The sequence below is a fragment of the Agrobacterium sp. B1(2019) genome (genome assembly GCF_008274755.1).
Classification (GTDB): Bacteria; Pseudomonadota; Alphaproteobacteria; order Rhizobiales; family Rhizobiaceae; genus Agrobacterium; species Agrobacterium salinitolerans.
Window position 1 is genome coordinate 2,429,662 of sequence record NZ_VTPB01000001.1, and the last position, 26,346, is coordinate 2,456,007.

Annotated in this window: 29 protein-coding genes and 1 tRNA gene; 15 read left to right on the forward strand and 15 right to left on the reverse strand. The window is 57.6% G+C overall.

Annotation, left to right across the window (positions count from 1 at the left end):
• Positions 1-48: 48 nt before the first annotated feature.
• Entirely contained in the window at positions 49-456 is a 408-nt protein-coding gene (locus AGR1_RS12190; RefSeq protein WP_142780032.1) for a DUF2000 family protein, read from the reverse strand.
• A gap of 94 nt (positions 457-550) precedes the next feature.
• Here AGR1_RS12190 and AGR1_RS12195 point away from each other — a divergent pair, with 94 nt between their 5' ends.
• Positions 551-1,327, forward strand: a complete 777-nt coding sequence (locus AGR1_RS12195; protein WP_187772183.1) for an AraC family transcriptional regulator — start codon at positions 551-553, stop codon at positions 1,325-1,327.
• Here the strand turns inward: AGR1_RS12195 and AGR1_RS12200 are convergent, their stop codons facing one another.
• The gene (locus AGR1_RS12200) at positions 1,328-2,215 is read right to left on the reverse strand and encodes an NAD(P)/FAD-dependent oxidoreductase (RefSeq protein ID WP_149147012.1); all 888 of its coding nucleotides are present in this window, start codon (positions 2,213-2,215) and stop codon (positions 1,328-1,330) included.
• Positions 2,216-2,369: 154 nt separating this feature from the next.
• Here AGR1_RS12200 and AGR1_RS12205 point away from each other — a divergent pair, with 154 nt between their 5' ends.
• Complete coding sequence (locus AGR1_RS12205; protein ID WP_077984493.1) at positions 2,370-2,828, forward strand: Rrf2 family transcriptional regulator; 459 nt, start codon at positions 2,370-2,372, stop codon at positions 2,826-2,828.
• 77 nt (positions 2,829-2,905) lie between these two features.
• Here AGR1_RS12205 and AGR1_RS12210 read toward each other — a convergent pair whose 3' ends face one another.
• Entirely contained in the window at positions 2,906-3,223 is a 318-nt protein-coding gene (locus AGR1_RS12210) for a hypothetical protein (RefSeq protein ID WP_080791645.1), read from the reverse strand.
• Between the two features lie 72 nt (positions 3,224-3,295).
• On the reverse strand, positions 3,296-4,708 hold the full coding sequence (locus tag AGR1_RS12215; RefSeq protein WP_187772125.1) for a PLP-dependent aminotransferase family protein: 1,413 nt from the start codon (positions 4,706-4,708) through the stop codon (positions 3,296-3,298).
• Between the two features lie 116 nt (positions 4,709-4,824).
• Here AGR1_RS12215 and AGR1_RS12220 point away from each other — a divergent pair, with 116 nt between their 5' ends.
• Positions 4,825-5,700, forward strand: a complete 876-nt coding sequence (locus tag AGR1_RS12220) for a DMT family transporter (RefSeq protein WP_149147014.1) — start codon at positions 4,825-4,827, stop codon at positions 5,698-5,700.
• Between the two features lie 27 nt (positions 5,701-5,727).
• Here AGR1_RS12220 and AGR1_RS12225 read toward each other — a convergent pair whose 3' ends face one another.
• The 4 genes from AGR1_RS12225 to AGR1_RS12245 all read right to left on the reverse strand — a co-directional run bounded on the left by AGR1_RS12225 (position 5,728) and on the right by AGR1_RS12245 (position 8,555).
• Positions 5,728-6,816, reverse strand: a complete 1,089-nt coding sequence (locus AGR1_RS12225; RefSeq protein WP_080791653.1) for a GH25 family lysozyme — start codon at positions 6,814-6,816, stop codon at positions 5,728-5,730.
• Between the two features lie 178 nt (positions 6,817-6,994).
• Entirely contained in the window at positions 6,995-7,183 is a 189-nt protein-coding gene (locus tag AGR1_RS12230) for a YegP family protein (RefSeq protein WP_059759498.1), read from the reverse strand.
• Between the two features lie 58 nt (positions 7,184-7,241).
• A complete protein-coding gene (locus AGR1_RS12235) occupies positions 7,242-7,967 on the reverse strand; it encodes a type 1 glutamine amidotransferase (RefSeq protein WP_187772126.1) in 726 nt (241 codons plus the stop codon).
• A 138-nt stretch (positions 7,968-8,105) separates the two neighbouring features.
• The gene (locus AGR1_RS12245; RefSeq protein WP_142913755.1) at positions 8,106-8,555 is read right to left on the reverse strand and encodes a DoxX family protein; all 450 of its coding nucleotides are present in this window, start codon (positions 8,553-8,555) and stop codon (positions 8,106-8,108) included.
• A 145-nt stretch (positions 8,556-8,700) separates the two neighbouring features.
• Here AGR1_RS12245 and AGR1_RS12250 point away from each other — a divergent pair, with 145 nt between their 5' ends.
• Together AGR1_RS12250 and AGR1_RS12255 are read left to right on the forward strand one after the other, a co-directional pair.
• Positions 8,701-9,006, forward strand: a complete 306-nt coding sequence (locus AGR1_RS12250; RefSeq protein WP_080791658.1) for a SelT/SelW/SelH family protein — start codon at positions 8,701-8,703, stop codon at positions 9,004-9,006.
• 119 nt (positions 9,007-9,125) lie between these two features.
• A tRNA-Leu gene (locus tag AGR1_RS12255) sits at positions 9,126-9,212 on the forward strand.
• A 185-nt stretch (positions 9,213-9,397) separates the two neighbouring features.
• On the opposite strand, the gene AGR1_RS12260 is transcribed toward AGR1_RS12255, so the two are convergent.
• Positions 9,398-9,808: a pilus assembly protein N-terminal domain-containing protein gene (locus tag AGR1_RS12260; RefSeq protein WP_162927456.1), complete on the reverse strand. Its 411-nt coding sequence runs from the start codon at positions 9,806-9,808 to the stop codon at positions 9,398-9,400.
• Positions 9,809-10,224: 416 nt separating this feature from the next.
• Between AGR1_RS12260 and AGR1_RS12270 the strand changes: the two genes are divergently transcribed.
• The 9 genes from AGR1_RS12270 to AGR1_RS12310 all read left to right on the forward strand — a co-directional run bounded on the left by AGR1_RS12270 (position 10,225) and on the right by AGR1_RS12310 (position 19,131).
• On the forward strand, positions 10,225-10,413 hold the full coding sequence (locus AGR1_RS12270) for a Flp family type IVb pilin (protein WP_080791662.1): 189 nt from the start codon (positions 10,225-10,227) through the stop codon (positions 10,411-10,413).
• A 112-nt stretch (positions 10,414-10,525) separates the two neighbouring features.
• Positions 10,526-11,038 (forward strand): prepilin peptidase, encoded by a 513-nt coding sequence (locus AGR1_RS12275; RefSeq protein WP_136902983.1) that lies wholly within the window; start codon positions 10,526-10,528, stop codon positions 11,036-11,038.
• A gap of 126 nt (positions 11,039-11,164) precedes the next feature.
• Positions 11,165-11,971 carry a Flp pilus assembly protein CpaB gene (gene cpaB / locus AGR1_RS12280; protein ID WP_149147017.1) on the forward strand — a complete coding sequence of 269 codons (807 nt, stop codon included), beginning with the start codon at positions 11,165-11,167 and terminating at the stop codon, positions 11,969-11,971.
• Positions 11,968-13,554 carry a type II and III secretion system protein family protein gene (locus AGR1_RS12285; protein WP_080791669.1) on the forward strand — a complete coding sequence of 529 codons (1,587 nt, stop codon included), beginning with the start codon at positions 11,968-11,970 and terminating at the stop codon, positions 13,552-13,554. The genes cpaB and AGR1_RS12285 overlap by 4 nt, the downstream gene beginning before the upstream one ends.
• Before the next feature lie 56 nt (positions 13,555-13,610).
• Entirely contained in the window at positions 13,611-14,291 is a 681-nt protein-coding gene (locus AGR1_RS12290) for a CpaD family pilus assembly protein (protein WP_080793286.1), read from the forward strand.
• A gap of 34 nt (positions 14,292-14,325) precedes the next feature.
• Positions 14,326-15,609: a CpaE family protein gene (locus AGR1_RS12295; RefSeq protein WP_080791671.1), complete on the forward strand. Its 1,284-nt coding sequence runs from the start codon at positions 14,326-14,328 to the stop codon at positions 15,607-15,609.
• Positions 15,610-15,642: 33 nt separating this feature from the next.
• Positions 15,643-17,115 carry a CpaF family protein gene (locus tag AGR1_RS12300; RefSeq protein ID WP_080791674.1) on the forward strand — a complete coding sequence of 491 codons (1,473 nt, stop codon included), beginning with the start codon at positions 15,643-15,645 and terminating at the stop codon, positions 17,113-17,115.
• A 15-nt stretch (positions 17,116-17,130) separates the two neighbouring features.
• A complete protein-coding gene (locus AGR1_RS12305; RefSeq protein WP_080791677.1) occupies positions 17,131-18,135 on the forward strand; it encodes a type II secretion system F family protein in 1,005 nt (334 codons plus the stop codon).
• A gap of 9 nt (positions 18,136-18,144) precedes the next feature.
• On the forward strand, positions 18,145-19,131 hold the full coding sequence (locus AGR1_RS12310) for a type II secretion system F family protein (RefSeq protein WP_149147018.1): 987 nt from the start codon (positions 18,145-18,147) through the stop codon (positions 19,129-19,131).
• A gap of 74 nt (positions 19,132-19,205) precedes the next feature.
• On the opposite strand, the gene AGR1_RS12315 is transcribed toward AGR1_RS12310, so the two are convergent.
• The gene (locus AGR1_RS12315) at positions 19,206-19,916 is read right to left on the reverse strand and encodes a tetratricopeptide repeat protein (RefSeq protein ID WP_003524462.1); all 711 of its coding nucleotides are present in this window, start codon (positions 19,914-19,916) and stop codon (positions 19,206-19,208) included.
• 256 nt (positions 19,917-20,172) lie between these two features.
• Here AGR1_RS12315 and AGR1_RS12320 point away from each other — a divergent pair, with 256 nt between their 5' ends.
• Positions 20,173-21,567, forward strand: coding sequence for a M17 family metallopeptidase (locus AGR1_RS12320; protein WP_149147019.1), 1,395 nt, complete (start codon positions 20,173-20,175; stop codon positions 21,565-21,567).
• Positions 21,568-21,674: 107 nt separating this feature from the next.
• On the opposite strand, the gene pncB is transcribed toward AGR1_RS12320, so the two are convergent.
• The 5 genes from pncB to AGR1_RS12345 form a co-directional block, all read right to left on the reverse strand.
• Positions 21,675-22,979, reverse strand: a complete 1,305-nt coding sequence (gene pncB, locus AGR1_RS12325; RefSeq protein ID WP_003507389.1) for a nicotinate phosphoribosyltransferase — start codon at positions 22,977-22,979, stop codon at positions 21,675-21,677.
• Positions 22,980-23,189: 210 nt separating this feature from the next.
• Positions 23,190-23,549, reverse strand: a complete 360-nt coding sequence (locus AGR1_RS12330; protein ID WP_149147020.1) for a hypothetical protein — start codon at positions 23,547-23,549, stop codon at positions 23,190-23,192.
• Positions 23,550-23,644: 95 nt separating this feature from the next.
• Positions 23,645-24,496 carry an NlpC/P60 family protein gene (locus AGR1_RS12335; protein WP_149147021.1) on the reverse strand — a complete coding sequence of 284 codons (852 nt, stop codon included), beginning with the start codon at positions 24,494-24,496 and terminating at the stop codon, positions 23,645-23,647.
• Positions 24,497-24,513: 17 nt separating this feature from the next.
• Positions 24,514-24,858 (reverse strand): MarR family winged helix-turn-helix transcriptional regulator, encoded by a 345-nt coding sequence (locus AGR1_RS12340; RefSeq protein ID WP_080791700.1) that lies wholly within the window; start codon positions 24,856-24,858, stop codon positions 24,514-24,516.
• 357 nt (positions 24,859-25,215) lie between these two features.
• Positions 25,216-26,322, reverse strand: coding sequence for a DUF475 domain-containing protein (locus tag AGR1_RS12345; RefSeq protein ID WP_080791707.1), 1,107 nt, complete (start codon positions 26,320-26,322; stop codon positions 25,216-25,218).
• Between the last annotated feature and the right edge of the window lie 24 nt (positions 26,323-26,346).

The following is a 26,346-nucleotide window of genomic DNA, read 5'->3' on the forward strand; positions in this document are numbered from 1 at the left end:
GCCATCGCTATTGAAGGGAGGCCCATAGCCTCCCTTTTGCGTTTAGGGTCACGCGTGCAACTTGGCACCCTTGGTGATCTTGTCGACGATCTTCCTGTCGGCCCTCAGCGCCATGCCGACTACCTTGGCGTTGTCAGGAGAAAATTCCGAAAATACCTGGCGATTGGCGACATCGTGCCCGGTGGCGAACATTTCCTCGATATAAAGCGATGTCGTGACGTCGCGTTCGAGGGATCGCTGGTGGATTTTGCGCAACGCCTCCTGATCCGTAGCCATGACGACAATCGGCTGGATGGACAGGGGATTATAGACGTTGCCCGCCCCGTCGCGGTATGGTTCGCCGATGATCTCTCGTGTCTGGGCGACGATCCCGGACATGAGGAATGCGGTAACGTTCAGTTTTTGCCACACGGCAAGGTCATCGCGAAGGATGACAGCGATCTTGGTATCAAACATGCGAACTCAATCTGGCTGTGGTTACGAAAGAGAAGCGATCCTAGCGCCTCGGGGCGTCGGCGATCTTGAACGTTCGTGCAAATTCGAAGGGATCGTGCAGGCGCCCTCCAGCGAAGGCATAGAACGCATCGAAGCGCGCTTTCATGGCAATGCCTATGCGCCGCACCGTCATGATACCTATGCGCTGGGTGTCACGCTTTCCGGCGTACAGACCTTTTCCTACCGGGGGAAATCGCATTTCAGCATGCCCGGAAAGGTAATCGTGCTGCATCCGGACGAAGTTCACGATGGCGGCGCAGGCACCGATGACGGACTGCGCTACCGTATGCTTTATCTTCCGCCTGAAAAAACGACTGAGGCGGGATATAATGCGCTGCCCTTCGCCCAAAATCCCGTCATCGAGGATGAGGAATTCCGGCAATGCCTCATTGAGGCGCTTGGCAATCTAGAAGGCGAGCCTGACAATCTGCTTCTCACCGACTGGCAGTCGAGACTGGCGGACTTGCTCTGGAAACATTCAAACGGAAGCGCCAGAACCATCAAACGAATCGACCGTATTGCCGTTTTACGGTGCCGGGACTATCTGCTGGAGAATAGCGCCGGCACCGTCGGCTCTGAAGAGCTGGAACGGATAAGCGGGCTCGACCGCTTCACGCTGTTTCGGCACTTTCGTTTCCTGTTCGGCACCAGCCCGCACCGCTATCTCATCATGCGCCGACTGCAAAAATGCAAGGACATGATGCGTGCGGGTGCGGGACTTGCGGAAACGGCATTTGCCTGCGGTTTTGCGGATCAGGCGCATTTTACCCGACACTTCAAAAATGCCTTTGGCATGCCGCCGGGACGCTGGCTCAACCTTGTTTCGAATTGATCATTCCGGAAACAGGATCGACCGGTGAGCCGCAGCACCTGCCATGGCGCCGTCTCCCACCGCAAGGGCGACCGAGCCGGCGGGCCTTGCCACATCACCGCAGGCGAAGATGCCGGGGACGGTGGTCTGTTTCATCTGGTCTGTCACGATGCTTGATCCCATCGGCCCCTCCTCCACGGTGCAGCCAAGTTTTTCCAGCCAGTTCGAGGCGATACGCAATTTCGGCTGGGTGAAAAGGCCAGCCAATGCGATGCTGCGTCCATCCGCCAGAACGACATCCGCATGCCCCGTAATTTCCCGGATGCGGGTTGTTTCCACCCGCACGCGCCGGGCCGCCAACAGTGCCTGCTGATCCCCATCCGGCTCGAAGACGCCATTGGTGAAAAAGGTCGTCTCGCCCCAGTCGGGCAGCATCAATGCGTGGTGAATGGCCAAAGGTGAAGCGGCGATAACGCCGATCTTTTCCTGATTGAGCTCGTAACCATGGCAATAGGGGCAATGGAAGACCGAAGAGCCCCAACGCTCTTTCAGCCCGGCAATAGCAGGCAATTCATCGGTGACGCCCATGGCGAGGATCAGCCGGTCCGCTGTCTCACGGCGGCTGCCGTCGATCTCGACTACAAAATCGCCGAAGGAGCCTTCGGCATCGGTCACCCTGCCCTCAGCCCAATCTATGGTCGGGTAACGTTCGATCTGGCGGCGCGCCTCGGTGATAATTTCACCCGGCGCCTTTCCATCCTGGCCGAGAAAACCGTGGGAATGGCTGGCGAAACGGTTTCTCCGTTCCCCAGCGTCCACCACCAGAATGTTTTTTCTGGCGCGTCCAAGCTGCAGGGCGGCTGAGAGGCCGGCATAGCTGCCGCCGATAATGATGACGTCGAATTTCATGATGCACCCATCGTTTCAGGAAAGAGGCGGAAGTGCCCGTTCATTTCACGATACTTATATTGTTACGTGATTTTCGGAGTCAATAGTCACGCAACTTATATTGTTACGTCACATCGAAAGTGGTAGCGTCGTTTTAAACAGGCGGGTTTGGACAATGAGACACGACACGCGCCTTTCACGGGTGCTGCATATTCTGATCCATATGGAAAATCATAAGGGTGCAGCGACATCCGAGAGCATCGCAGCGATGCTTCAGACCAATCCGGTGGTGGTGCGCAGGACAATGGCGGGCTTGCGCGAGCATGGTTATGTCTCGTCGGAAAAAGGCCATGGCGGTGGGTGGGTACTGGCGCGGCCGCTCAGCGAAATCACGCTGCTCGATATTTACCGGGCGCTTGGCGCGCCGGAACTGTTCTCGATCGGGCTGGCTGGCGACAACCCGAACTGCGTTATCGAACAGGCTGTCAATGCAGCACTTTTTGACGCCATGAAAGAAGCGGAAAACATTCTGCTGTCCCGTTTCGGAGGCATTGCCCTTTCCCAGCTGGCGCAAGAGTCCATCAGCCGCTGGTCCAGGGTTTCCAACCACCCTTCCGCAATGGAGCAGCTTTAGGGGGCGGAAAAGGGCCCATCTCGCAAAGAAAAACCGCCTGCCCTGAGGCAGACGGTTTTATTGTATGAGTAGGCTCGTTACGGCTGGGTCTGCGTGCCGCCCGTATTCGGGCTTGCCGGTGCAGTATCGTTCGCAGGCGGTGTTGCCGGAGCGGTCGGAGCCATGGGGGCCGGTGCCTGATCCGTTGCCGCAGGCGGCGTGGTGGAGGATGTCGTGGCCGGATCGGTGGTCGGGCCGCTCATCTGCGACCAGGCGAAAACGCCCACCAATACGACGACGATGATCGCCAACCACGGCACCCAGGACGACGACGTGCGGGCACGCGGTTCATTACTGATATTCACTTCCGGACGAAGATCGCGGTCCGGACGCGGGTTGTTGGGATCGAATGTCATGGTGTTTCCTCCTCTTCATTCTGCGGAGAAAACGGCGTTCACGAGATTTTGTTCCGATTTGGCCCAGAGCGCTTACGACCGACGAGGCTCAACCGCCTGCTGAAGCGCCTCCGCCAGCACCGTCATGACCTGTGGACCTGCCATTTGCGACACGTTGAAACGCATGAAACCGGACGCGCTCTGCGAGGAACTGAACACATTGCCGGGGGCCAGCACCACCTGCTGCGAAAGGGCGCGGCGCGCCACATCGGCGGCATCAACCCCGTCCGGCAGGCGGCACCACAAAAACATGCCCGCCTGCGGTTCGATCCACGGCACACATCCAACCGACCTGAGACGCGCCGCCACCTCCGGCATCGCCGCCGCAAGACGCTGCCTGAGCGCCTCGACATGTTTGCGGTAGCTGCCATCGGTCAAAAGCGAGAGGATGAGCGCCGCCGAAAAATGCGTGCCGCCAAAAGTGGTGGCGATCTTGAGATCGGTTAGGGGGTCCACCCATGCCATGGGTGCTGCGATGAAACCGCACCGTGCGGAGGCCGACAGGGTTTTTGAAAAACTGCCTATCTGGACGACGCGGTTCAGACCATCAAAAGCAGCCAGGCGGGGCGCTGCCTGGGTTTCGAAATCAGCAAAAATATCATCCTCGATGATGGTCAGCCCCACCTGTTCGGCGAGCATTAGCAGGCGATGGGCGGAAACGGCGGAAAGCCTTGCGCCTGTCGGATTATGGATTGCGGAATTGGTGATGTACAGCCGGGGCTGATGGTCTTTCAGCGCCTGCTCGAAAAGCACAAGATCCGGTCCGGTCGGCGTATAGGGAACACCGACGATCTTCACGCGATGCGCCCGCAAGAGAGCGTGGAAATTGAAGTAACACGGGTCGTCGACAACAACCGTATCCCCCGGTTGCAGCAGGAAACGGCACAGAAGATCGATCGCCTGTGTGCCGGAGTCGGTGAGCATGATCTGGTTGAGGCCCGCCTGCACCCCGTGTTCGGCCAACCTGCGCGAGAGAAGCTGGCGCAGCGGCAAGAGCCCCATCGGGCCACCATAATCCGTCAGCAGGGCTGCGTCGGCGCGGGTAAGCCCGCGCATGGCTCGCCTCAACGCCTCCTGCGGCATCCACGACGTGGGAAGCCAGCCGCAACCGGGTTTGGCAAGAACGGAACTTTCATCCAGCGCCTGCCGTGAAACCCACAAAGGATCCACCGCCCTGTCAAGCTGCGGTTCGATATCGGCGAGCGACAGGGGCGCAAGCGGACCCGAAACAAAAAAACCGGAGCCGGGGCGCGAGCTTATCGTACCATCCGCCACCAGCCGATCGTAGGCCTCGACAATGGTGGAGGTGGAAACCTGCATGGTTTTCGCCAGCGCCCTGACCGACGGCAGGCGCGCGCCCGGCACGAGGCTGCGCGAGGCGATGCGTTGCCGCACACTTGCCATCACCTTTTCTATGCGCGTGCCCGCAACGACCGGTCCGTCCACACTCTCCTCCAACTGTACCGTTTTTGATACCATAACAGTTTGTTGAAATTGTATATGATTGTCGCTGTTCCTGCCAGCCGTTCCAGATCAAGAAAGGCAAAACGCAGGAGTTGACGATGGACAAGATGACGAGCGGCTGGCTGAGCGGCCTGACAGGCGTGGTGATATTCAGCGGGTCGCTGCCCGCGACGCGCATTGCGGTAACGGGTTTCGATCCGGTGTTCCTGACTGTCGCCCGCGCCAGCATTGCCGGCCTGCTGGCGCTGACGCTGCTGTTTCTGTTCCGGCAAAGGCGCCCGGCGCGCGATGACCTGACATCGCTTTTCATCGTCTCACTGGGTGTCGTGGTGGGCTTCCCGCTACTGACAGCGCTGGCCCTGCGGCATGTTACCTCGGCGCATTCCATCGTTTTCGTGGGGCTCTTGCCGCTCGCAACGGCAATCTTCGCGGTGCTGCGCGGCGGAGAACGCCCACGCCCGGTATTTTGGCTCTTTTCCTGCCTTGGAAGCGCGCTCGTTGCGGGGTTTTCCCTGTCGAATTCGTTTACCGCCGGGATTGAGGCCTCACTTGCCGGCGATCTTCTGATGCTCGGGGCAATCATCGTCTGCGGGCTTGGCTATGCGGAAGGTGCTGCCCTTTCCCGCAAGCTGGGCGGCTGGCAGGTCATTTCCTGGGCGCTGGTTCTTTCCCTGCCGGTCATGCTGCCGCTTGCTTTCTTTACCGGGCCGGAAACGCTTGCCGGCATCGACCCGCAGGCCTGGGCCGGCCTTGCCTATGTTTCCCTGTTCAGCATGCTGATCGGCTTCATCTTCTGGTATCGCGGACTGGCGCTTGGCGGCATTGCCGCCGTCGGCCAGCTGCAATTGCTTCAGCCCTTCTTCGGGCTCGCACTTGCCGCAACCCTACTGCATGAGGAGGTGAGCCCGGCCATGATCGCCGTTACGCTTGTGGTGGTTCTCTGTGTTGCAGGCGCGCGGAAATTCGCGCGCTGACGGCTGCCATCCTCAGCTCGAACGATGTCAGCTCGAACGACGCTCCACCCAGCGATGCCATGCGTCCTCGCTGCCGTTGAAGACGTTGAGATCGATGCGGCCATCGACGCCATGCGACAGGCCGGAACCGGAATATTGCCAGAACAGCCACTTGCGGCCGGGATACACCACGGACGGATGCTGGGCGACGGCGCGCAGCCAGAAGGGATAATCCTGGAATTCGCCCTTGAGGTTGTCCTTGTAAAAATCGGGCGCCGTATAAATGATCGGCCGCTGGCCGTAATGGCGCTCGAGCTTGTCCATGAAGACGCGCATCTTTTCCAGAACGCGCTCACGCGAATGGCGCATCTTGCAGCTCGATTCGCCGTTATATTCCACGTCGATCACCGGCGGCAGCGCGTCCGGATCGCGCGGTACATTGCGAATGAACCAATCCGCCTGTTCGCTGGCGTTACGGCACCAGTAGAAGAAGTGGTAAGCGCCGCGGCGAATACCGGCTTCCTTCGCGCGCTGCCAGTTGGTGCGGAACATCGGATCAAGATGATCGCCGCCATCCGTCGCCTTGATGAAGGCGAAATTGGCGCCGCGCGTGCGCAGCTGCGGCCAATTTATATTGGCCTGCCAACGGGATACATCCACCCCGTGGACCTGGAAATGACGCGGCTGGACCCTGCCGAAATTGATCGGCTTGGCATCGCTGAAGCTGGAGCGGAAAATGCGTGAACGAACCTGCGCGCCGGCGCTCGCCGCCGGGGCCGCCGCCATGGCCAACTGTACCGGGCGCTCCGTCGGCCGCACCATTCCGGCCGACTGTGCCGGAACCGGCAAACGGACTTCAGGCGCATCCTGCGTCAAGGACGCTTTGGGGGTGACAGCGGAAAAGGCCTTGGGTTCGTCAGGCACCGGCCCACCCCATGCCAGAACTTCCTGCCGTGGCTGAGCGGCGATGGCCTGGGTACCGACGCCTGCCTGCGGCACCGGTGCGGATGGCGTGACCGAACTCGTCGTTTCCTTTGAAGGCAAGCCGACCATCAGGCTTTCCGGCCCGGAACTGGACGTGCAGCCTCCAAGCAGGAAGCAACCGAAGAAGAGTGCTGGCACAGCCGATGAACGCATGAGAACCCGTACGCAAAACAAATCGGGGGCGCTCTGATGCCGCCCGGAGACCTCGAAATACAAATGCTAACGGAAGATTATCAAAAAAGACTGAATCTTATCTTTACGTCGGCACCCGCCAATGCGCCCGTCATTTCTGGCAGGCGAAACGGATCGAATTCTCGCGCGGCGGCGGGGTTCAGGCCGTCATGGCGGTCAGATCAACGGTGTCGGCACCGGGGGAGTTTCTCTTGATCGATTCGATCGCATGGATGGCCGAAGCCTTTGCCTTGTATCCTTCCGACGAGAACATTGTTTCCCCGTTGGATGCCTTGAAGCGGAACCGGTATTCGCCGGCCTTGTCCTGATAGATTTCAAATTTGTACATGATCTTTGCGTCTCCTTTCGCGCGGTAGTCCATCAGCCGCAACTCTGTTCGGCCTCGATCACTTTCGCACCGGAAAATCGGCGATCTGGATGAGCCGTACCCAGGCTCGAGCGATTTCCAGCCCGGCTGCATCCGCCATTTCTGCGCGCGGGCCACGATTGTCACGATAATTCCCCAGCCAGCCTGGGGACATTCTTTCGACGGAAGCAGGAAACGCCGCGCACCAGCCATCAACCACGGCGGTCGAGGCCTCAAAATGGAATTGCGTGCCATAGACTGCCCGGCCGATGCGAAAGGCCTGATTTCGTGTCGCGCCATTGGTCGCAAGCCGCGTGGCGTCCGGCGGAAGCGTAAATGTATCGCAATGCCACTGAAAAATGGGGAAGGTCTTTTCCAGCCCGGCCAATAGCGGATCGGACACGCCCTCTTCCGTCAGGGAGACATCCTGCCAACCGAATTCCGGCGGCCCCGAGAGAATATTCTCTCCGCCATAGGCACGCGCCAGCAACTGACTGCCGAGGCACACACCCATGACCGCCTTGCCAGCATCGCCAAAGGCTTTCATGAGAAGGGAAAGATCGGCAAGATAGGGATAAAGCGCATCGTCAAGCGCATTCTGTTCACCGCCCAGAACGACAAGCGCATCATGGTCGGCGGCATCCCTTGGGAGAGGCTCACCCGCATAGGCGCGGATGACGTGGATTTCCGCCCCCGCTTCTTGCAGCGCGACACCGAGCTGCCCATGCGGCGTACCCGCCATATTTTCTATAATTGCGACGCGCATGAAACCTCGTGGAGACGGCAATGGATTCAACCGGCCAAAAGTGCCGATCGAATCCAGCTTCACCACGAGAAAAATCTATTTTCAAGAGCCGCAGTAACGTCAGAACGACAACTGGCGGATGACCCGACCTGATCCGCCTTAGAATTCACGCGCCAGCTTGGCGTCTACCGAATGCCGGTTGCCGCCGCGCACGGCGAAGAACAGGAAAATCGCAGCCCACAGAATCGATTTTTCCGCGCCGCCCAGACCTTCCGCCTTCACGATGCCATGAAAATAAACCGTTACCAGAAGAACGATCATGGCAGCAAAGGACGCAGGCCGTGTAAACAGGCCGATAGCGACCAGAATTCCTCCGAAAAATTCCGTGGCAGCAAGCAGCGGCGACCAGAAGACGCCTGGATAAAAGCCGAGGCTCTCCACCATGCCGACTGCGCCAAAAGGATTGACGATCTTGCCGAACCCATGGGTAACGAGAAGAAGTCCTGCCGTGACGCGCAGGATCGTCTCCACCAGATCATGCGTCGCATTGTAAAGCGGTGCGACCGCCGGAACGAAAAGACGCTGACGATTATTCTCGAACTGGGCCATAGGATCTCCACGTTTCAGCCTTCAACAGCTTCTCTGTTCGCAAAGCCGCATGGTAAGGACAAGCATGCGCCCGGTAAAAACATGAGTGTTATAGTTGACATTATCGTGAACATTATTTCTGGCAGGCAGCGAAGGAGACGTGAGGATGACCGAAACCAAACCCCGCATAACCATCCGCTATTGCACACAATGCAACTGGCTGCTTCGGGCAGGCTGGATGGCGCAGGAAATCCTGCAGACCTTCGCTTCTGATGTCGGCGAAGTCAGCCTCGTTCCCTCAACCGGCGGTCTGTTCGAGATCACCGTTAACGGCACAACCATATGGGAACGCAAACGCGATGGCGGTTTTCCCGGTCCAAAAGAACTCAAACAGAGAATCCGTGACATCATCGACCCGGAACGCGACCTCGGCCATGTGGACAGAACGAAGCACGAAGGCCTCGACAACTGACCCGGCGACATGTTTCAACAAGGCCAACCAAGTTTTTTCCCTTTAAAATCAATGATCGTCATAAAAGTTCAAAAAGTCTGTTGACACCGGGCGGCTGCCCTCGTACATCGCTCTCCGTCGCCCAGATGGCGGAATTGGTAGACGCGCCAGCTTCAGGTGCTGGTACTCGCAAGGGTGTGGAGGTTCGAGTCCTCTTCTGGGCACCATTCCATTTTTGATCTTAGCCAGATCAAATACTTAGCCAAAAAAACAGCAACATATAGCCGACCGGCAAACGCCGGGGAGCATGTTGTTTTTTGCCTTCCCACCGATGGGAAAACCCGAAAAAAGGCCGTTCCCGTGTTAGCGGAAGGCTGCCATCCTGTCAGAATCTATGATTGATGTTGCGGCGTTACGGCTGAGCGTCCTTGTCACCGCTATTTTGCGAATGCTGTTCGCAATTCGGCGTACAGGACAGAACGGTCCGCTCCGTCTGGCGGAAAACACGCACCGTATTGCCCTCGTCGATGGAGACGAGAATCCGTTCATCCACGATAGGATTGCCATCGGCATCCAGAAGCACGAGATTGGTCGTGCCAAAACTGCGGCCTGTCAGAACAATCGTGGTGGCATCGGCAACCGTGGCGTCTGCAACCTTGGAATTGCCGACGATAACCTTGCTCACGGGACGGTCGAGACGGAGAACACGGGCGTGATTCATCGAAACGCGTAATAAATCTTCCTGAGCAAAAACAGGCAGCGCCGCTGCTCCAAAAATAGCGGACAAGCCGACCACGATTTTCGTCAGTTTTCCGGATGTCACGCTTTTGGCCCTTGCTCATTATCCGCACATTTTCTTGCGCTAGAGAATGCGTGGTTTTAGTGAATGAAGCGTTAAATTGCTGAAATCCTCTAAGCAGACCATGGCCGTGTGTAACAAGATGATATTTTCATGTCTCTTGACACGCTCCAAAACCGAACATGTGCGCCCCTGTGAAACGACACTTGCAGGGAAGAGATAACCGGACAGGCTCAAAATACATTTGTTTATCAGCAAATATAAAAATACAGAAATTACTTTTCTTGTTTGTTTACCAAGAGAAACTCATCCTGCCGTTTACTTTGAATTAATCGTTTTTTTTAAGCGCTTGGAAATCGCTCGGCTGTAGTTTGAAGGCAACCGAACAACGGAGAACAGTTGTCGGCGTGCTGAACCAAACAAGATTTAGGAGAGACCTCATGACCAAGATTTTCGCTCGTTTCCTCAAGGACGAATCCGGTGCGACCGCCATCGAATACGGCCTGATTGCTGCGCTTATTTCCGTTGCGATCATTGGCGGTGCAACGACTGTCGGCACCCAGATCGGCACGCTGTTCACAAACCTTGGCACTAAGATGACGACGGCCGCCACGGCGTCTGGCAATTAAAGGCTAAGAAATTTCGAGATGGCTGCCCTACAAAGGGCGGCCATCTTTCGTATTTTTAGTCATCTGAATATCAGTCATCACCACTACACCGATATTCTGGGAAGGCGAATTTATGGTCGTCGCAGCAATCTTTTTAACTTTGCCTTTGTGCCTGACGTTTGCTGCGCTGAACGATCTGTTCAACATGACAATACCTAACCGCATACCGCTGGTGTTGTTGCTAGGTTTTATAGTAGTTGCCCCCTTCACCGGCATGGGATGGCAGACCTTGGCAATGAGTCTTTTGGCCGCCGCCATCGTTTTTTTTGCCTGTTTTGCGCTTTTTGCCGCCAATGTCATGGGCGGAGGCGACGCTAAGCTCCTGACAGCTGCGGCATGCTGGTATGGTTTCAACATATCGCTCATAGAATTCTTGCTCGGTGTCGCCTTTCTTGGCGGCTTCCTTACAATCGGCATTTTGCTTCTGCGCTCCCGTTCACAACAAATCATGGCAGCTGGTATGCCCATCCCGGATTCGCTGCTGGTCGCGAAAAAAGTTCCCTACGGTATCGGCATCGCCGCCGCCGGGCTGATGACCTATGGCGAGGCACCGCTTGTTAAAGCCGCGATTGCCAGTCTTTCCTAGATAATTGCTACTCAGCCTAGCTTTAATAGCTCTTTAACCACAAATCCAAGCACACTATTAACCATAATTATACCAATCACACGCCATCCTCGGGGAAGAAGAATCTGATTCCCTCAAGGATCGAGCATGAAACCGTCGCGTATTGTCATTCTTTCTGTCGCTCTTGTAGCCGCCGGTCTTGCCGGCATTGTCGCCATGCAGATTTCCGGTGCCAAGCAGGTCATCGAGAAAGCGGAAACGATCATCCAGAAAGAACCGACGGTCAACGTTCTCGTCTCTTCGGCCAACCTGCCCGTCGGCAGCCGCCTGAACGACAGCTCCGTGCGCTGGACACCCTGGCCACAGGGCAATGTGGTCGACAGTTTCATCACGGAAACAAAAAGGCCTGACGCCATCACCGAACTCGCGGGCGCAGTCGTGCGACTGCCTTTGTTCGAAGGTGAACCGATCCGGCCGGAAAAAGTGGTCGATTCCAGCACGCGCATCATGTCCTCCCTTTTGCCGGCCGGAAAACGCGCCGTCGCCACCGAGATTTCCGTCTCGACAGGTGCAGGCGGTTTCGTACTGCCGAACGACCGGGTCGATGTGATCATGGTCCGCAAGGGCGAAAACAATAACTTTCTGACCGAAAACGTTTTGAACAATGTCCGCGTCCTGGCGATCGATCAGCAGATCAAGGAAGGCGAGGACGGAACGTCGGCGGTCGTCGGCGCAACCGCTACACTCGAACTGACCCCGGAACAGGCAAAGATCATCACAGTGGCGCAACAGATGGCTGATCGTCTCACGCTCGCCTTGCGCTCCGTCGCCGATGCACAGGAAAACGATACGCTTTCGGCCGGCCATCTTCTCAGCGGAAGCTCCGGGCAGCCGGAAATTCAGGTAATCAAATCCGGCTCGATCGTGAAGAGCGGTCAAGGAGCTTCACAATGACCGGGGGGCTCATGACAAACCGTCTCAAACAACGCCTGCGTTCATCGATGGCGGGTGGGCTCGCATTCTGCCTTGCCTTTTCAGGCATCCCCGGGCAGCACTCCCCCAAATTTCTGCGTTTCAGCGAAGCAGAGGCGCAAAGCGCAAGCGTCGTGCGGATCACCGAAAGCGGTGCCGGCACTCGCAAACGCTTGAAACTGGGTTTAAACAAGGCGCTGGTTATCGACCTGCCTGAAGATGCTCACGATATCCTTGTTGCCGATCCGAGCCTTGCCGATGCCGTGACCCGCACGTCCAGACGAATCTATCTCTTCGGTAAAACGGTCGGTCAGACCAATATTTTCATTTTCGGTGACGGCGGCAGGGAAATCGTCAGCCTCGATCTGGAGGTGGAGCGCGATATTTCCGGGCTTGAGGCCAATATTCGCCGCTTCATTCCCGAGTCTGACATCAAGGTGGAAATCGTTTCGGACAATATCGTTCTGACGGGATCGGTGCGCACACCGCAGGACTCCGCACGCGCCGTGCAACTGGCGGACGCCTTTCTAAAGGGCGGTGAGGCCACCACACGCAACATATCGCTGACGGGCGGCGACAATGGTGGCGATGCGGCGATTTTTGCCGAGCGCCGGCAGGTATCGCAAATCGTCAACATGCTGACGATTGAGGGTGAAGATCAGGTAACACTGAAGGTCACCGTTGCCGAAGTCAGCAGGCAGGTTCTGAAACAACTCGGCTTCAATGGGTCGATCGGCAGTACAACGAGCGGCAATGGTTTCGAATTCGCAAATCCGTCCAATCTCGGCAACGCAATCGATGGAGCGTCCCGGATCGCCAGTGGTGCGATTGGTTCTGGCTCCCTCAGATTCGCTTCCTACCTCAACGCCATGGAGCAGGCCGGCGTCATGCGCACCCTGGCAGAGCCGAGCCTGACAGCCATTTCCGGCGAGCAGGCCAAATTTTACGTGGGCGGTGACTTCCGACTTGCCGCTACACAAGAAATCGAGATTGATAACGAGACGAAACAGCCGAGCAAAGTCATACGCGAGACACAGACGGTAGACTACGGCATCACCTTGAACTTCAAGCCGGTGGTGCTTTCACCGGGCAGAATAAGTCTCAAGATCGAGACAAATGTCTCCGAACCCACCTATGAAGGGAATGTCGTCACCGGTAATTACGGGCGGGGCGTTCCAGGCTCGACCTATATGTCCGTGCGCAAGCGCGAGACCTCCACGACGGTCGAACTTCCCTCGGGAGGATCGATCGTGATCGCGGGCCTTGTCCAGGACAATGTCAGGCAAGCTATGTCCGGCCTTCCGGGTATCTCGAAAATTCCGATCTTCGGTACGCTTTTCCGCAGCAAGGACTTCCTGCGCAACGAAACGGAACTGGTTATCATCGCGACGCCCTATCTGGTACGGCCCGTCGCGCGCAACCAGATCGCCCGGCCGGATGACAACTTCAACCCGGAAAACGACGCCGCCATGTATTTCATGAACCGCGTCAACAAGGTCTATGGCCGCAATGATCAGGTTAAGGCGGCGCCCTATCAGGGATCAGTGGGGTTCATCTACAAATGACGACAGGTGCACGAAATCCCATCTTCACAACAGGCCCGGACCGCGCAGGTGACATCATGCACGCAAACACTCACCGCCCTTTCGCAAAACAGATCGGCCTTGCGGCTGTCGTCGCTGTTGTTGCGGGGTTGCTACAGGGCTGCGCCCGTGACCCCATGACGACCAACGCGATCCCCGATGACTATCGCACCCGCCACCCGATTACGCTGTCCGAAGCCGAGCACTCGCTCGACATACCCGTTTCTGCCGGCGATAGCCGCTTGACCACTGCGATGGCAGATAATGTTCGTGGCTTCGCCCAGAACTATGCATCCATGTCGACAGGCATAGTCAATATTCAAATACCTTCCGGCTCCGCCAACTCCGCGGCAGCATCACGAATGGCAAAACAGATTCGCTCAGCGCTTTCAGGCGCGGGTGTCGCGCCAGGAAAAATCATGCAGACGAACTATGCCGCCTCCCCGAATGGCGACGCCGCGCCCATCCGGCTGAGCTATGTCGCGGTTACCGCCATGACTGGCCAGTGCGGCCAATGGCCCGAGGACCTCTCGGATAATACCTTCGCCAACAAGAACTGGTACAATTTCGGATGCGCGTCCCAGAGCAATCTCGCGGCGCAGATCGCCAACCCCATGGATCTCGTCGGCCCGCGCGGCATGAGCCCGATCGATGCCGAGCGCCGCGCGGTCGTCATCGACACCTATCGCGGTAAGACTTCGACCGCGTCAACAGATTGATGCGGATCCAACATTTGTCACGGCAGGAAAGACGATGAGCGCTGTAGAATACGATATCAAGCCAAGCGGCGGCACAGAAGCCGAGCCGCCCGTGCGCGCTTCGGATATGGACCACCTGCGGCCCCTGCCCCGCATTTCCGTTCACGCTTTCTGCGTCAGCGACAATATGCAAGGTGTCATGGACGCATTGTCCAGCGACCGGCGCATGAGCAAGGTAACCCTGCGGGTGACCAAGGGTGACATCAATGCGGCAGCCACGATGTTTTCCACGTCACCCACGCCCAATCTCATCATTCTCGAAACAGCAAGCGCACCCGCCTCGCTGCTGGACGATCTCGCCCCTTTGGCGGAGGTTTGCGATCCTTCCACCCGCGTCATCATCGTCGGCCGGCACAATGACATAACGCTCTATCGCGATCTCATCCGCAACGGTATTTCCGAATATCTCGTCGCCCCGGTCAATATGGCCGATCTTTTGGGTTCGATCGCCGCGATCTTCGTCGATCCGGAAGCGGAGCCGCTCGGCCGCAACATCGCCTTCATTGGCGCCAAGGGCGGTGTGGGCTCGTCCACCATCGCGCATAATTGCGCCTTCGGTATTTCGAGTCTTTTTTCCACGGAAACCATTCTGGCGGATATGGACCTTGCCTATGGAACGGCGAATATCGATTTCGATCAGGATCCTGCCCAGGGCATGGCTGAAGCGGTCTTTTCGCCGGAGCGACTGGACGAGGTGTTTCTCGACCGTCTCTTGACGAAATGTTCCGATCATCTGTCGCTTCTGGCAGCGCCGTCTCTTCTCGACCGCACCTACGATCTCGATCGTCAGGCCTTTCTGCCGATCCTCGAAGTTTTGCAGCGCAGCGCCCCGGTTGCGGTTCTCGATCTTCCCCACCAATGGTGCGACTGGACGCGGGCAGTCCTTGCGGAAGCCGACGAGGTGGTCATAACGGCCGTTCCCGATCTGGCAAACCTGCGCAATACGAAGAATCTCTTCGACGCGCTGATAAAGCTGAGACCCAACGATAAGTTGCCGCATCTCGTTCTCAATCAGGTCGGCATGCCCAAACGGCCGGAAATCGCGCCGGCGGATTTCCTTGAGCCGCTTGAAATCGAACCGATCGCGATCATCCCGTTCGACGCATCATTATTCGGAAATGCCGCCAATAGCGGCCGAATGATCAGCGAGATGGATGAAAAATCGCAAATAGCGGAAACCTTCTCGCAGATCGCCCACACCATCACAGGCCGCTCCGTGTTGCGCAAAAGCAGGCGCGGCGGCCTCGAAAAACTGAAGAATATTCTCAAGCGCAAGTAGGTCTTTTGCCTGCGCCCTTAGACGGAAACGCCGATGTTCGGAAAACGCGGGCCTGAGGGCCCAGCCAGAAGCACGAAGCCGGAACCTGTTGCACCTGTACATATGCAGGCGGTGACGGCGCCTGAACCTCGTTCTGCTGCGATTGACACTCTTGAACCCGGCCAATCGCCGGCAATGCGTCAGGCGACCGCAAACGTACCGCCGGCACAGAAAAAACGCGCCCGCACGGAAGATTACTACAATACCAAGAGCCAGGTATTTTCCGCACTGATCGATACGATCGACCTTTCGCAACTCGCCAAGCTCGACGCGGAGAGCGCACGCGAGGAAATTCGCGATATCGTCAATGATATTATTACGATCAAGAATTTCGCCATGTCGATCGCCGAGCAGGAAGAGCTGCTCGAAGATATCTGCAATGACGTTCTTGGTTACGGGCCGCTGGAGCCACTCCTCGCTCGCGATGATATCGCCGATATCATGGTCAACGGTTCCGGCCAGACCTTCATCGAAGTCGGCGGTAAAACCATCGAATCCGATATTCGTTTTCGTGACAATGCGCAGTTGCTTTCCATCTGCCAGCGCATCGTCAGCCAGGTCGGCCGACGGGTGGATGAGTCGAGCCCGATATGCGACGCGCGCCTACCGGACGGATCGCGTGTCAACGTCATCGCGCCGCCGCTCGCCATCGACGGTCCGGCGTTGACGATCCGAAAATTCAAGAAGGACAAGCTGACACTCGACCAGCTGGTGCGCTTCGGAGCGATCACGCCGGAAGGCGCGACATTGCTCAAGATCATCGGTCGCGTCCGCTGCAATGTCGTCATTTCGGGCGGCACCGGCTCCGGCAAGACCACGCTTCTCAATTGCCTGACGAGCTTCATCGACAGGGATGAACGCGTCATCACCTGCGAAGACACCGCCGAACTGCAGCTTCAACAGCCGCATGTGGTGAGGCTCGAAACCCGGCCGCCGAATATCGAAGGAGAAGGCGAGATCACCATGCGCGATCTCGTCAAGAACTGCCTTCGCATGCGGCCCGAACGCATCATCGTCGGCGAAGTGCGCGGACCGGAGGTTTTCGACCTTCTCCAGGCCATGAACACCGGTCACGACGGTTCGATGGGCACGCTGCATGCCAATACGCCACGCGAGTGCCTCAGCCGTATCGAATCAATGATCGCCATGGGCGGCTTCACCCTGCCCGCCAAGACCGTGCGCGAAATCATTTCGGGATCGATCGATGTCGTCATTCAGGCGGCGCGTCTGCGCGACGGCTCGCGCCGGATAACGCAGATCACGGAAGTGATCGGCATGGAAGGTGATGTCATCGTCACCCAGGATCTGATGCGATACGAGATCGAAGGCGAGGATGCGCAGGGCAGGCTGATCGGCAGACACGTATCGACCGGTATCAGCAAGCCCAACTTCTGGGATCGTGCACGCTATTATGGCGAAGAAAAACGCCTGGCGGCTGCGCTCGATGAGATGGAAAAGACATCCTAAGGGAAAGCGACTGCCATGGACCCGACAATAGTGTTACTGGCCGTACTCGTCGCCATCTCGGCAGGAGCGCTCGCTTATGCGTTTCTTTTCCAGCAGATAGAGGTCGAAAAGAAGACCACCAGTCGTTTCAAGCGGGTGCGGGCCGCAGAGACGGATCACGCAAATATCAAAGCTGCGCGCGATCGGGTTCAGGAGCTCAGCAAGCGCCGCAAGTCCATGCAGGACAGCCTGCGGGACATGGAGAAGAAACAAAATGAAAAGGCGAAAAAAGCAAAGAATGTCAGCCTGCGCGATAAACTGGTGCAGGCTGGGCTGGTAATTTCCGTTCGGCGGTTTCACCTTCTGAGCCTCGGCGCGGCAGCTTGCGCCGCTTTTATTGCACTTATCTATGGTCTGTCGTTAACGACAGCTCTCCTCGCCGCCGCCGTTGCTGCCTTGGGATTGCCACGCTGGGTATTGGCGTTTCTCCTCAAGCGCCGGCAGAAAAAATTCCTCGAGGAATTCCCCAATGCGCTTGATGTCATGTGCCGCTCGATCAAGTCGGGTTTGCCGTTGAACGACGCGGTACGCCTGATCGCGTCAGATGGTCAGGAGCCGGTAAAGACAGAGTTTCAGCGAGTTGTCGATGCGCAGCAGGTTGGCATCGGGATTCCCCAAGGAATAGAGCGCATGATGCTGACCATGCCGCTTTTCGAAGTGAGTTTCTTCAGCATTGTCATCAATATCCAGGCACAGGCAGGCGGCAATCTGTCGGAGGCGTTATCCAACCTTTCAAAGGTGTTGCGCGACCGAAAAAAAATGCGCGCAAAAGTGAACGCCCTATCCATGGAGGCAAAAGCGTCTGCCGTCATTATCGGCGCATTGCCTTTCATCGTTATGTTGATGGTGCACTTTACGTCACCTGACTATCTTTCAGTCCTGTTCACGGATATGCGCGGGCACATCATTCTGGGTGCATCTGGACTATGGATGCTCATAGGAATTTTCATCATGCGTCAAATGATCAATTTCGATATTTGAGGGTCATCAATGACAAGGAATTTCCTTTCAGACCTGACGAATCCGCAGACCATTATTGCGATTCTCGTAACAGTGGCGGTTTTCGCCACTCTTTATACGCTCATTACGCCTTTCTTCGAGCGAAAAGACTTTGCCAAGCGCATGAAAGCCGTATCGTCGGAGCGAGAACTCATTCGCAGCCGCGAGCGCGAGCGACTGGCGACAGCAACCAGAGACGGTAAGACCTCCCTGCGTGGCAACAACAATAAGTCCGCACGTCGAATTGTCGAAAAATTCAACCTCCGGGAAGCACTTGCCGACAAGAACACAATGAACAAGCTGCGTGCAGCCGGTTTTCGTTCGCAAAATGCGCTTAATACGTTTCTCACCGCCCGGTTCATCTTCCCGTTCATTTTCCTGGCCGTGGCATTCACCTGGGTTTTTATTCTCGGAAACCTGGCTGATCAGGCTTTTGTCATTCGACTGATGGCGGTGCTTCTTTTCGGCTATGTCGGCTTTTACGCCCCCAATATCTATGTTTCGAACCGCATGACCAAGCGACAGGCCTCGATCAAACGGGCATGGCCGGATGCGCTTGACCTGATGCTGATCTGCATCGAATCCGGTGTATCGATGGAAGCCGCCATGCGCCGCGTAGCGGAAGAGATGGGCGAGCAGTCACCTGAACTTGCAGAAGAAATGATTCTGACGACAGCGGAATTGTCCTTCCTTCAGGACAGGCGTGTCGCGCTTGAGAATTTTGGTATGCGCACACAACTGGACGGTGTCAAAAGCGTGGTGCAGGCCCTTATCCAGGCGGAGCGGTACGGCACCCCGCTCGCCCAGGCCCTGCGCGTTCTCGCGCAGGAAGGCCGGGACGAGCGAATGAATGAAGCCGAGAAAAAGGCCGCAGCGCTGCCGCCCAAACTGACTGTACCAATGATAGTATTCTTCCTGCCGGTTCTGATCGCCGTCATTCTCGGGCCTGCCGGCATTCGTGTCGCCGACACATTCTGACGATGGAAACGCGCAGGAGCGAAACCGGAAATCATTCTATAAGGGCGCAACCCTTCTATACCTGCAAAAGCGTATCAGCCGGCCGGTTTACCGTCCTTTTTCGCCAGTTGCTGCCAGGAGTTCTGCTGCGAAAGCATTGCGCGCAGATAGGTGAGGTTTGCCTGCGCCTGTTGTGGCGAGAGTTCCTGAACCGCGATGCGCTCGGCTTCGGCAAAGCGGCCCTGTAGGCCGACCACGAGCGCAAGGTTCTGGCGAACGCGGCTATCGGCGCCCGGCTGGGCGATGGCGGATTGCAGATATGTTTCGGCCGTACGCGGATCGCTCGACAGGACATAGGACATGCCGAGGTTAGACAACACGCTCGGGTCGTTCGGCTTCAGGTCAAGCGCCTGCCTGTAGCGGGAACGCGCCTCGTTCGAGCGCCCAAGCTGATCAAGCACGGCGCCCTCGGCGGAATACAGCCGCCAGTCGGGCCGGTCCGGCGTCTGTGCTCGCTGGATGGTCGAAAGCGCCTGTTCCAGCTGGCCGGCGGCGGCCTGCGATTTGCCATAGGCGGCAAGGACATCGCGGTCGGCCGGATTGGCGATGGCGATCTGCTGCATGACGGCGAGAGCCTGTGTGTTCTTGCCGGTCATCATCAGCACGCTGGCATAATTCATGCCGACCGATTTGTCCTTGGGGCTGCGTTCATAAGCTTTGCCGGCGCTCTCCTCCGCCTGCCGAAGCTGCTCCATGTTCATGTGATCATAGGACCGTGTGGCGGCGGGAATGGAGCCGGTGGACATGCGATCGGGCTTGTTGGTGCCCGCGCATCCTGAAACCGCAAGAACCAATGCGGCAAGACATGCTCCCCGCAGCAACCCTGTCCGACCTGTATCGCCCAAAGAAAATGCAGTCATGGCAGCGCCCCCGCCCAAGAATGATCGATCTTGCGCCCGACACACGACAGACTCACATGACGCAACTTTCGCTTAAGCAATAATCTGTTAACCCTAACAGAGCGTTAATCGCACCGATTCTCGACATTTACGGAAGCATATAATGGCGCCCTATCAGTTCATCGAACGCCCGACCCCTTTCAGCTCCAAGGCCGGCAGCACATTGCCGGTTTTCGCCGTCACGCCGGCCCATATCGAACAGGGCGCCATCGATCCCGTCGCTCTGGACTGGGCGAAGAAGGCGGGGTTCAAGGCGGAGACGGGCGCCATCCTCCTCGTTCCTTCCGCCGATGGTTCGCTGGGCGGCGTTCTTCTCGGCCTCGGCGGCAATCCCTCAGAAATCCCGTTCATCACCGGGAAACTCGCCCGTGAGCTGCCGGAAGGTGAGTGGCACATCGAGACCGCGCCACTGACGGCCAATCGCCTCGCTCTCGGTTTCGGCCTCGGCAGCTATCGTTTCGACAAATACAAGGCCACCAAGACGAACGGGGCAAAGCTCCTCATTCCGCAAGATGCCGAGGACGGCGAGATCAAGCGCGTTCTGGCCGGTGTTTTCCTTGCGCGCGACCTCATCAATGTTCCGGCCAACGATATGGGACCGGATGAGCTTGAGATTGCCTTCCGCGCGCTTGCCGCCCATTACAAGGCAAAGGTGAAGGTCACCACCGGCGATGATTTGCTCAAGGAAAACTTACCCCTGATCCATGCGGTCGGCCGGGCCAGCGAAAGCGCGCCGCGGCTTCTGGAGATGAATTGGGGCAAGAAGGGAAATCCGCGCCTCACCCTTGTCGGCAAGGGCGTCTGCTTCGATACAGGCGGCCTCGATATCAAACCTGCCGCCTCCATGGCGCTGATGAAGAAGGATATGGGAGGTGCGGCCAATGTTCTCGGCCTTGCGCTGATGATCATGGATGCGAAGCTGCCGGTCGATCTTCGCGTGCTCGTTCCCGCCGTCGAAAACTCCATCTCCGCCAATGCCTTCCGCCCCGGCGATATCTACCGCAGCCGCAAGGGGCTGACGGTGCAGATCGACAATACCGATGCGGAAGGCCGTCTCGTTCTGGCGGATGCGCTAGCCTATGCGGACGAAGATGCGCCGGACCTGATGATCGACATGGCGACGCTGACCGGCGCGGCGCGTGTCGCGCTCGGCCCGGATCTGCCGCCCTTCTACACCGATGATGAGGATCTGGCGCATGACATCGCGGAAGCCAGCATCGATACGGACGATCCGTTGTGGCGCATGCCGCTCTACATGGGCTACGATAAGGATATACGCTCACGCGCAGCCGATATCACCAACGCGCCTTCGGGCGGCATGGGCGGATCGATCACCGCCGCCCTGTTCCTGAAGCGTTTCGTCACCAATACCAGGCGCTGGGCGCATTTCGATATTTACGGCTGGTCTCTGAGCGAGAGGCATCATTCATCGATCGGTGGGGAGGCGCAGGGCATCCGCGCACTCTTCCATTACATCGCACACCAGTTCGCGAAGTAATCTGCTGATAGGTGCAGGCTTCCACGGGCGCTTCCTCAACGGGGCGCCCGTTCTCAATTCGGAGCATTCCGGATGGAAAACCGGGCTCCAAGTTTCCTGGAAAAGCTTTAAACCAGAACTTTCTGTTCCTTGTGGTCCTCTTCACCAAAGAACTTCAGGTAACGCTCCACTTCGGCCGGATCGCCCGTCGCCTTCTGTGGATTGTCCGAGAGTTTCACGGCCGGCCGGCCATTGGCGTCACTCACCTTGCAGACGATGGAGATCGGCTTGAGGCTGGCGATGGTTTTTGGCGCGCAGCCGGCAAAATCATTCGTCAGATTGGTGCCCCAGCCAAAGCTCATGCGAACCCGCCCTTCAAAGTGCCTGTAGGTGTCGATGATGGCGTCGACATCGAGACCATCGGAGAAGATCAGCATCTTCTTGCGCGGGTCACGGCCCATCTTCTGCCACCACTCGATGATCTTTTCCCCGCCTTCGATCGGCGGCGCGCTGTCAGGGCGGAAACCCGTCCAGTCTGCCACCCATTCCGGCGCATTGCGAAGGAACGCGGCGGTTCCGAAGGCGTCAGGCAGCACGATCAGCAGGTTGCCGCCATAAAGCCGGTTCCAGTCCTTCAGGACCTGATAGGGAGCTGCGGCCAGTTCCTCATTCGTTTGCGCCAGCGCCGCGACCACCATCGGCAGTTCATGCGCGTTCGTGCCCACAGCTTCGAGATCGGAATCCATGGCGAGCAGGACATTGCTCGTACCGGTAAAGGCAGGACCGATGCCTTCCTTCAGCGCTTCCACGCACCAGCGCTGCCAAAGGAAACTGTGGCGGCGGCGGGTACCGAAATCGGAAATGCGCAGGCCCGGCAGTTCCCGCAGCCGCTCGACCTTCTCCCACATCTTGGCCTTGGCGCGGGCATAGAGCACATCGAGCGTGAAATAACCGAGCGAACGCATGGCGCTGCGCGAGCGCAACTCGTTGATGATGGCGAGCGCCGGGATTTCCCAGAGCGTCGTATCCATCCAGCGTCCGTGGAAGTTCAGCTCATATTGACCATCGCGCTTGAAAAGCTCGTATTCCGGCAATTGATAGCTGGACAGCCAGGAGAGGAATTCCGGCTCGAAAATCTGCGAGCGGCCGTAAAACGTGTTACCCGCAAGCCAGATGTTTTCCTTCTTGGAAAGACGAAGGGTGCGCGCATGATCGAGCTGTTCGCGCAGCTCCATCTCGTCGATCTCTTCCGCCAGTCGCACCGTCTTCGTGCGGTTGATCAGGGAGAACGTTGCGTCGACTTCCGGATAGAGTTTCCAGATCATCTGCAACATCAACAGCTTGTAGAAATCCGTATCGATCAGGCTGCGCACGATAGGGTCGAGTTTCCAGGTATGATTATGGACACGCGTGGCTATATCGGTCTTCGTCATACTCGCATTCCCCAATATCGGCCAAAGGTCAGAATAGCCGATGTCACTCCGCACCCCGGCAGGTATCAACCTGTCATGCGGAAGATTTATCTGAAAAAGCGACAACAAGTCCAGAGCACGCGCCAGGCAAATGCCTGCCGCCACAGCTCACGCATCGATTTTCCGAAGACCGCAAAGGGGTTTTCGGTCCGGTGTTCAAACCATGCGGCTTCAGAAGGTCGGGTCGACGGGGTTTATGCCGGGATACCAGTCCTTGGAGACCGGATTTCTGCCGCCGAAACTGGAAATGCCGTTTTCGTCGGTACAGCGATACCCCTGAACGGGAAGCCCACGGCTGCCGAAAACATCCCGGTAGGGACCTCGGGAATAACCGGTCACACCCAATGCGCTATGGCAGTTGTAACGGACCTTTGGCTGCAGCGTGCGCGGATCCTTGACGCCGGGCAGGTTCGCATAGGCATCCGGCGCGGGGGCAAAACCGTTCTGGAAAACAGTCTGCGCCTGCGCAGACGCGCTCAGCAAAGCCACCGCGAGGATCGCTGCCAACCGTGTCGCCGTTCTTGTCTTCATCGGTGCCCGTCCAGAACCATCATCCACCCGATGTAGGCTGTCGGGGGCTCTCGCACAAAGGGCTGCACGGGAACAATTTCGTGAAAGCCGCTGTCTCAGCCTTCCAGGCGACGGAAAGCCGTCGGCTTTTCATAAAGCCAGCCGATGCGCTCGATGGCCGCGTCGAGGTTTTCCCGTGCGACATTCATCGTATGGCCATTGGCATGCAGCAGCGTTTCCTCGTTTTCCATGAGGCCAACATGGCCCTTCCAGAAAACGAGATCGCCGCGGCGCAATTCATCACGCTCGATTTCCACGCCGAGCGACTTCACCTGCATGTCGGTATCGCGCAGAACCCGCCGGCCCGTCATGGCCATGGAAAGCTGCACGAGGCCGGAACAATCGATACCGAAGCCGGAGCGGCCGCCCCAGAGATAGGGCGTTTCGATAAAGCGCAGCGCCACCGCCACATAATCTTCGTAAAGCGCCGCGTCGACGGCCTGGCAATGGGCGGCGATGATGCCTTCGCCTTTTTCGGTCAGCAGGTAACGGGTACCGCGTGTCTCCGCCTCGCCTACAATCTGGATCAGGCTACCCATGGACAGTGCTGCGACCGGCGGTTTGCGCAACTCAGCAGCTGGATAGAGAAAAGTGCGCGGCGCAGTCACCCGATGGGTGGCGACAACGACATCGCCAATCGCCGTTTCCGGCACATAGCCGGCATAACCATCTGCATCCGCCTGCACCCATGCCCAGCCGTTCGCCCGGTCGAAAACACGGATGGTTTCGCCAGACAGCAGCTCGGTATCGATGCCGACGGCAAGGTCCGGCGTCGGCCGCAGGCCAATAACCGGCACCGCGATCTGGGCAGGCGAGCCGCTGACAAAACGTTCGGCCTGCACCACGCCCTGCAACTTTTCATCGGCGAGATCGGAGCGGAAGACATTCAGGCGACGGTCGAGCATCATGGGTTCACATCCAGGGGTTAGATCTTGCGCGCCTGATCAATAATCATATCGCCGAATTTTTCCAGATAAAGCGCACCAGCCACCGTACGTTTTATCACGACATTGCGCTTGTCCCGCTCATCCCGAACCCGATCGACGAGCCCGAGAGCGCCGAGGCTGTCGAGGGCGCGGGTAATGACCGGTTTGGTGACTCCCAGCGTTGCCGCAAGACCCCTGACGGTGTGTGGTGGCGTGACGAGATAAATCTGCAGCAGGATGGCGGTTTGACGCAAGGTCAAATCCGGCTGATCGTCAATGACCTGCGTCGTGGACACACGATGCCAGAGGCCAAGCGCCTCCGAGGGCGACAATTGTGCAGGCAAACCTTGCCCCTCCAGTCGTTTTCTTACCTTTTTCATTCAAGAGAACGGAAAACTCAAGAACCATCCCGCACAAACAGAACCGCCGCACGGCGCAGATCAGAAGATCGCGCGGCGCGGCGGTATTTGTTGACCCGTTTTCGGGCCATGATGTCCCCTCTGGACTTGCAGAATGATATGCAGGAAGCGTGCCAGTTTTGATGCGCCGCACAAATACTCGTAAAAACAGTAACTTAAGGAAAAAATTCATCTTGTGGCGAATTTTTTCGCAAAGGATAAACAGCAATAAAAATAGGCAAAAATAACTCAATGCTTAAAAACCGCCTTCCGCCGCGACAGCGGAAGGCAAGGATACGCAGATCAGATCTCCGCGCCGCGCGCGGCATCGACCGCATCGGCATTCTGTCGCCGGTTATAGCGGATCGACGACCAGAGCGAGATACCGATCAGGCCCGCGCCGCCAAGGCCCGTGATGACCTCCGGAATATGCACCATGGTCTGCACGTACATGATGACGGACAGGATGAGGATCGCATAAAAGGCGCCGTGCTCCAGATAGCGATATTCGGCCAGGGTTCCCTTCTCGACCAGCATGATGGTCATCGAACGCACATACATGGCGCCGATGCCGAGGCCGATGGCGATGATGAAGAGGTTCTGCGTCAGCGCGAAAGCGCCGATAACGCCGTCGAAGGAGAAGCTGGCATCCAGCACTTCGAGATAAAGAAACGCACCGAAGCCGCCTTTAGCAGCACCTTCCAGCATTTCCTGGCTGCGGTCGAGAATGCCGCCGACAACTTCCACCAGCAGGAAGGTCAAAAGGCCCCAGATCGCCGAATGGAAGAAGGTGTTGGCCGCGACCGGACCAAGTTCCGGATTGTCGCTTGCGCCGATGATGCGGGAAAAGATCAGCATGACGACCAGCACGAAGGCAATCTCGATGCCTTTGACGGAGGAATAGATTGCAGCCTTTTCCTCGATCCAGCGTACCCAGTGCACATCCTTTTCATGGTCGAAGAAGAAGTTGAGGCCGACCATCATCAGGAAGGTGCCGCCGAAAGCCGCAATCGGCAGATGGGCGTCCCGCATGATTTCCGCGTAACGTTCCGGCTGCGTGGCCGCCATTACGATTGCCGTCCACGGGCCGACATTGGCGGCAACGACGACAATCAGCAGCGGGAAGACGATACGCATGCCGAAAACGGCAATCAGGATACCCCAGGTCAGGAAGCGGTGCTGCCAGACCGGCGTCATATCCTTGAGCTTGTTGGCGTTGACGATGGCGTTGTCGAAGGAGAGCGAAATTTCCAGCACCGCCAGAACGACGCAGATGAAGAAGATGGTCGCCGTGCCGCCCACCGTTCCGGTCATTTCCCAACCGAGATAACCGCCGAGGATCAAACCGACCACGGTGACGATAAAAGCCCATTTGAAGTAGGAAAGCGTTTTTTTCTGGGTGGCGCTCATGTCCGGTCACCTCCCAAAACGAGG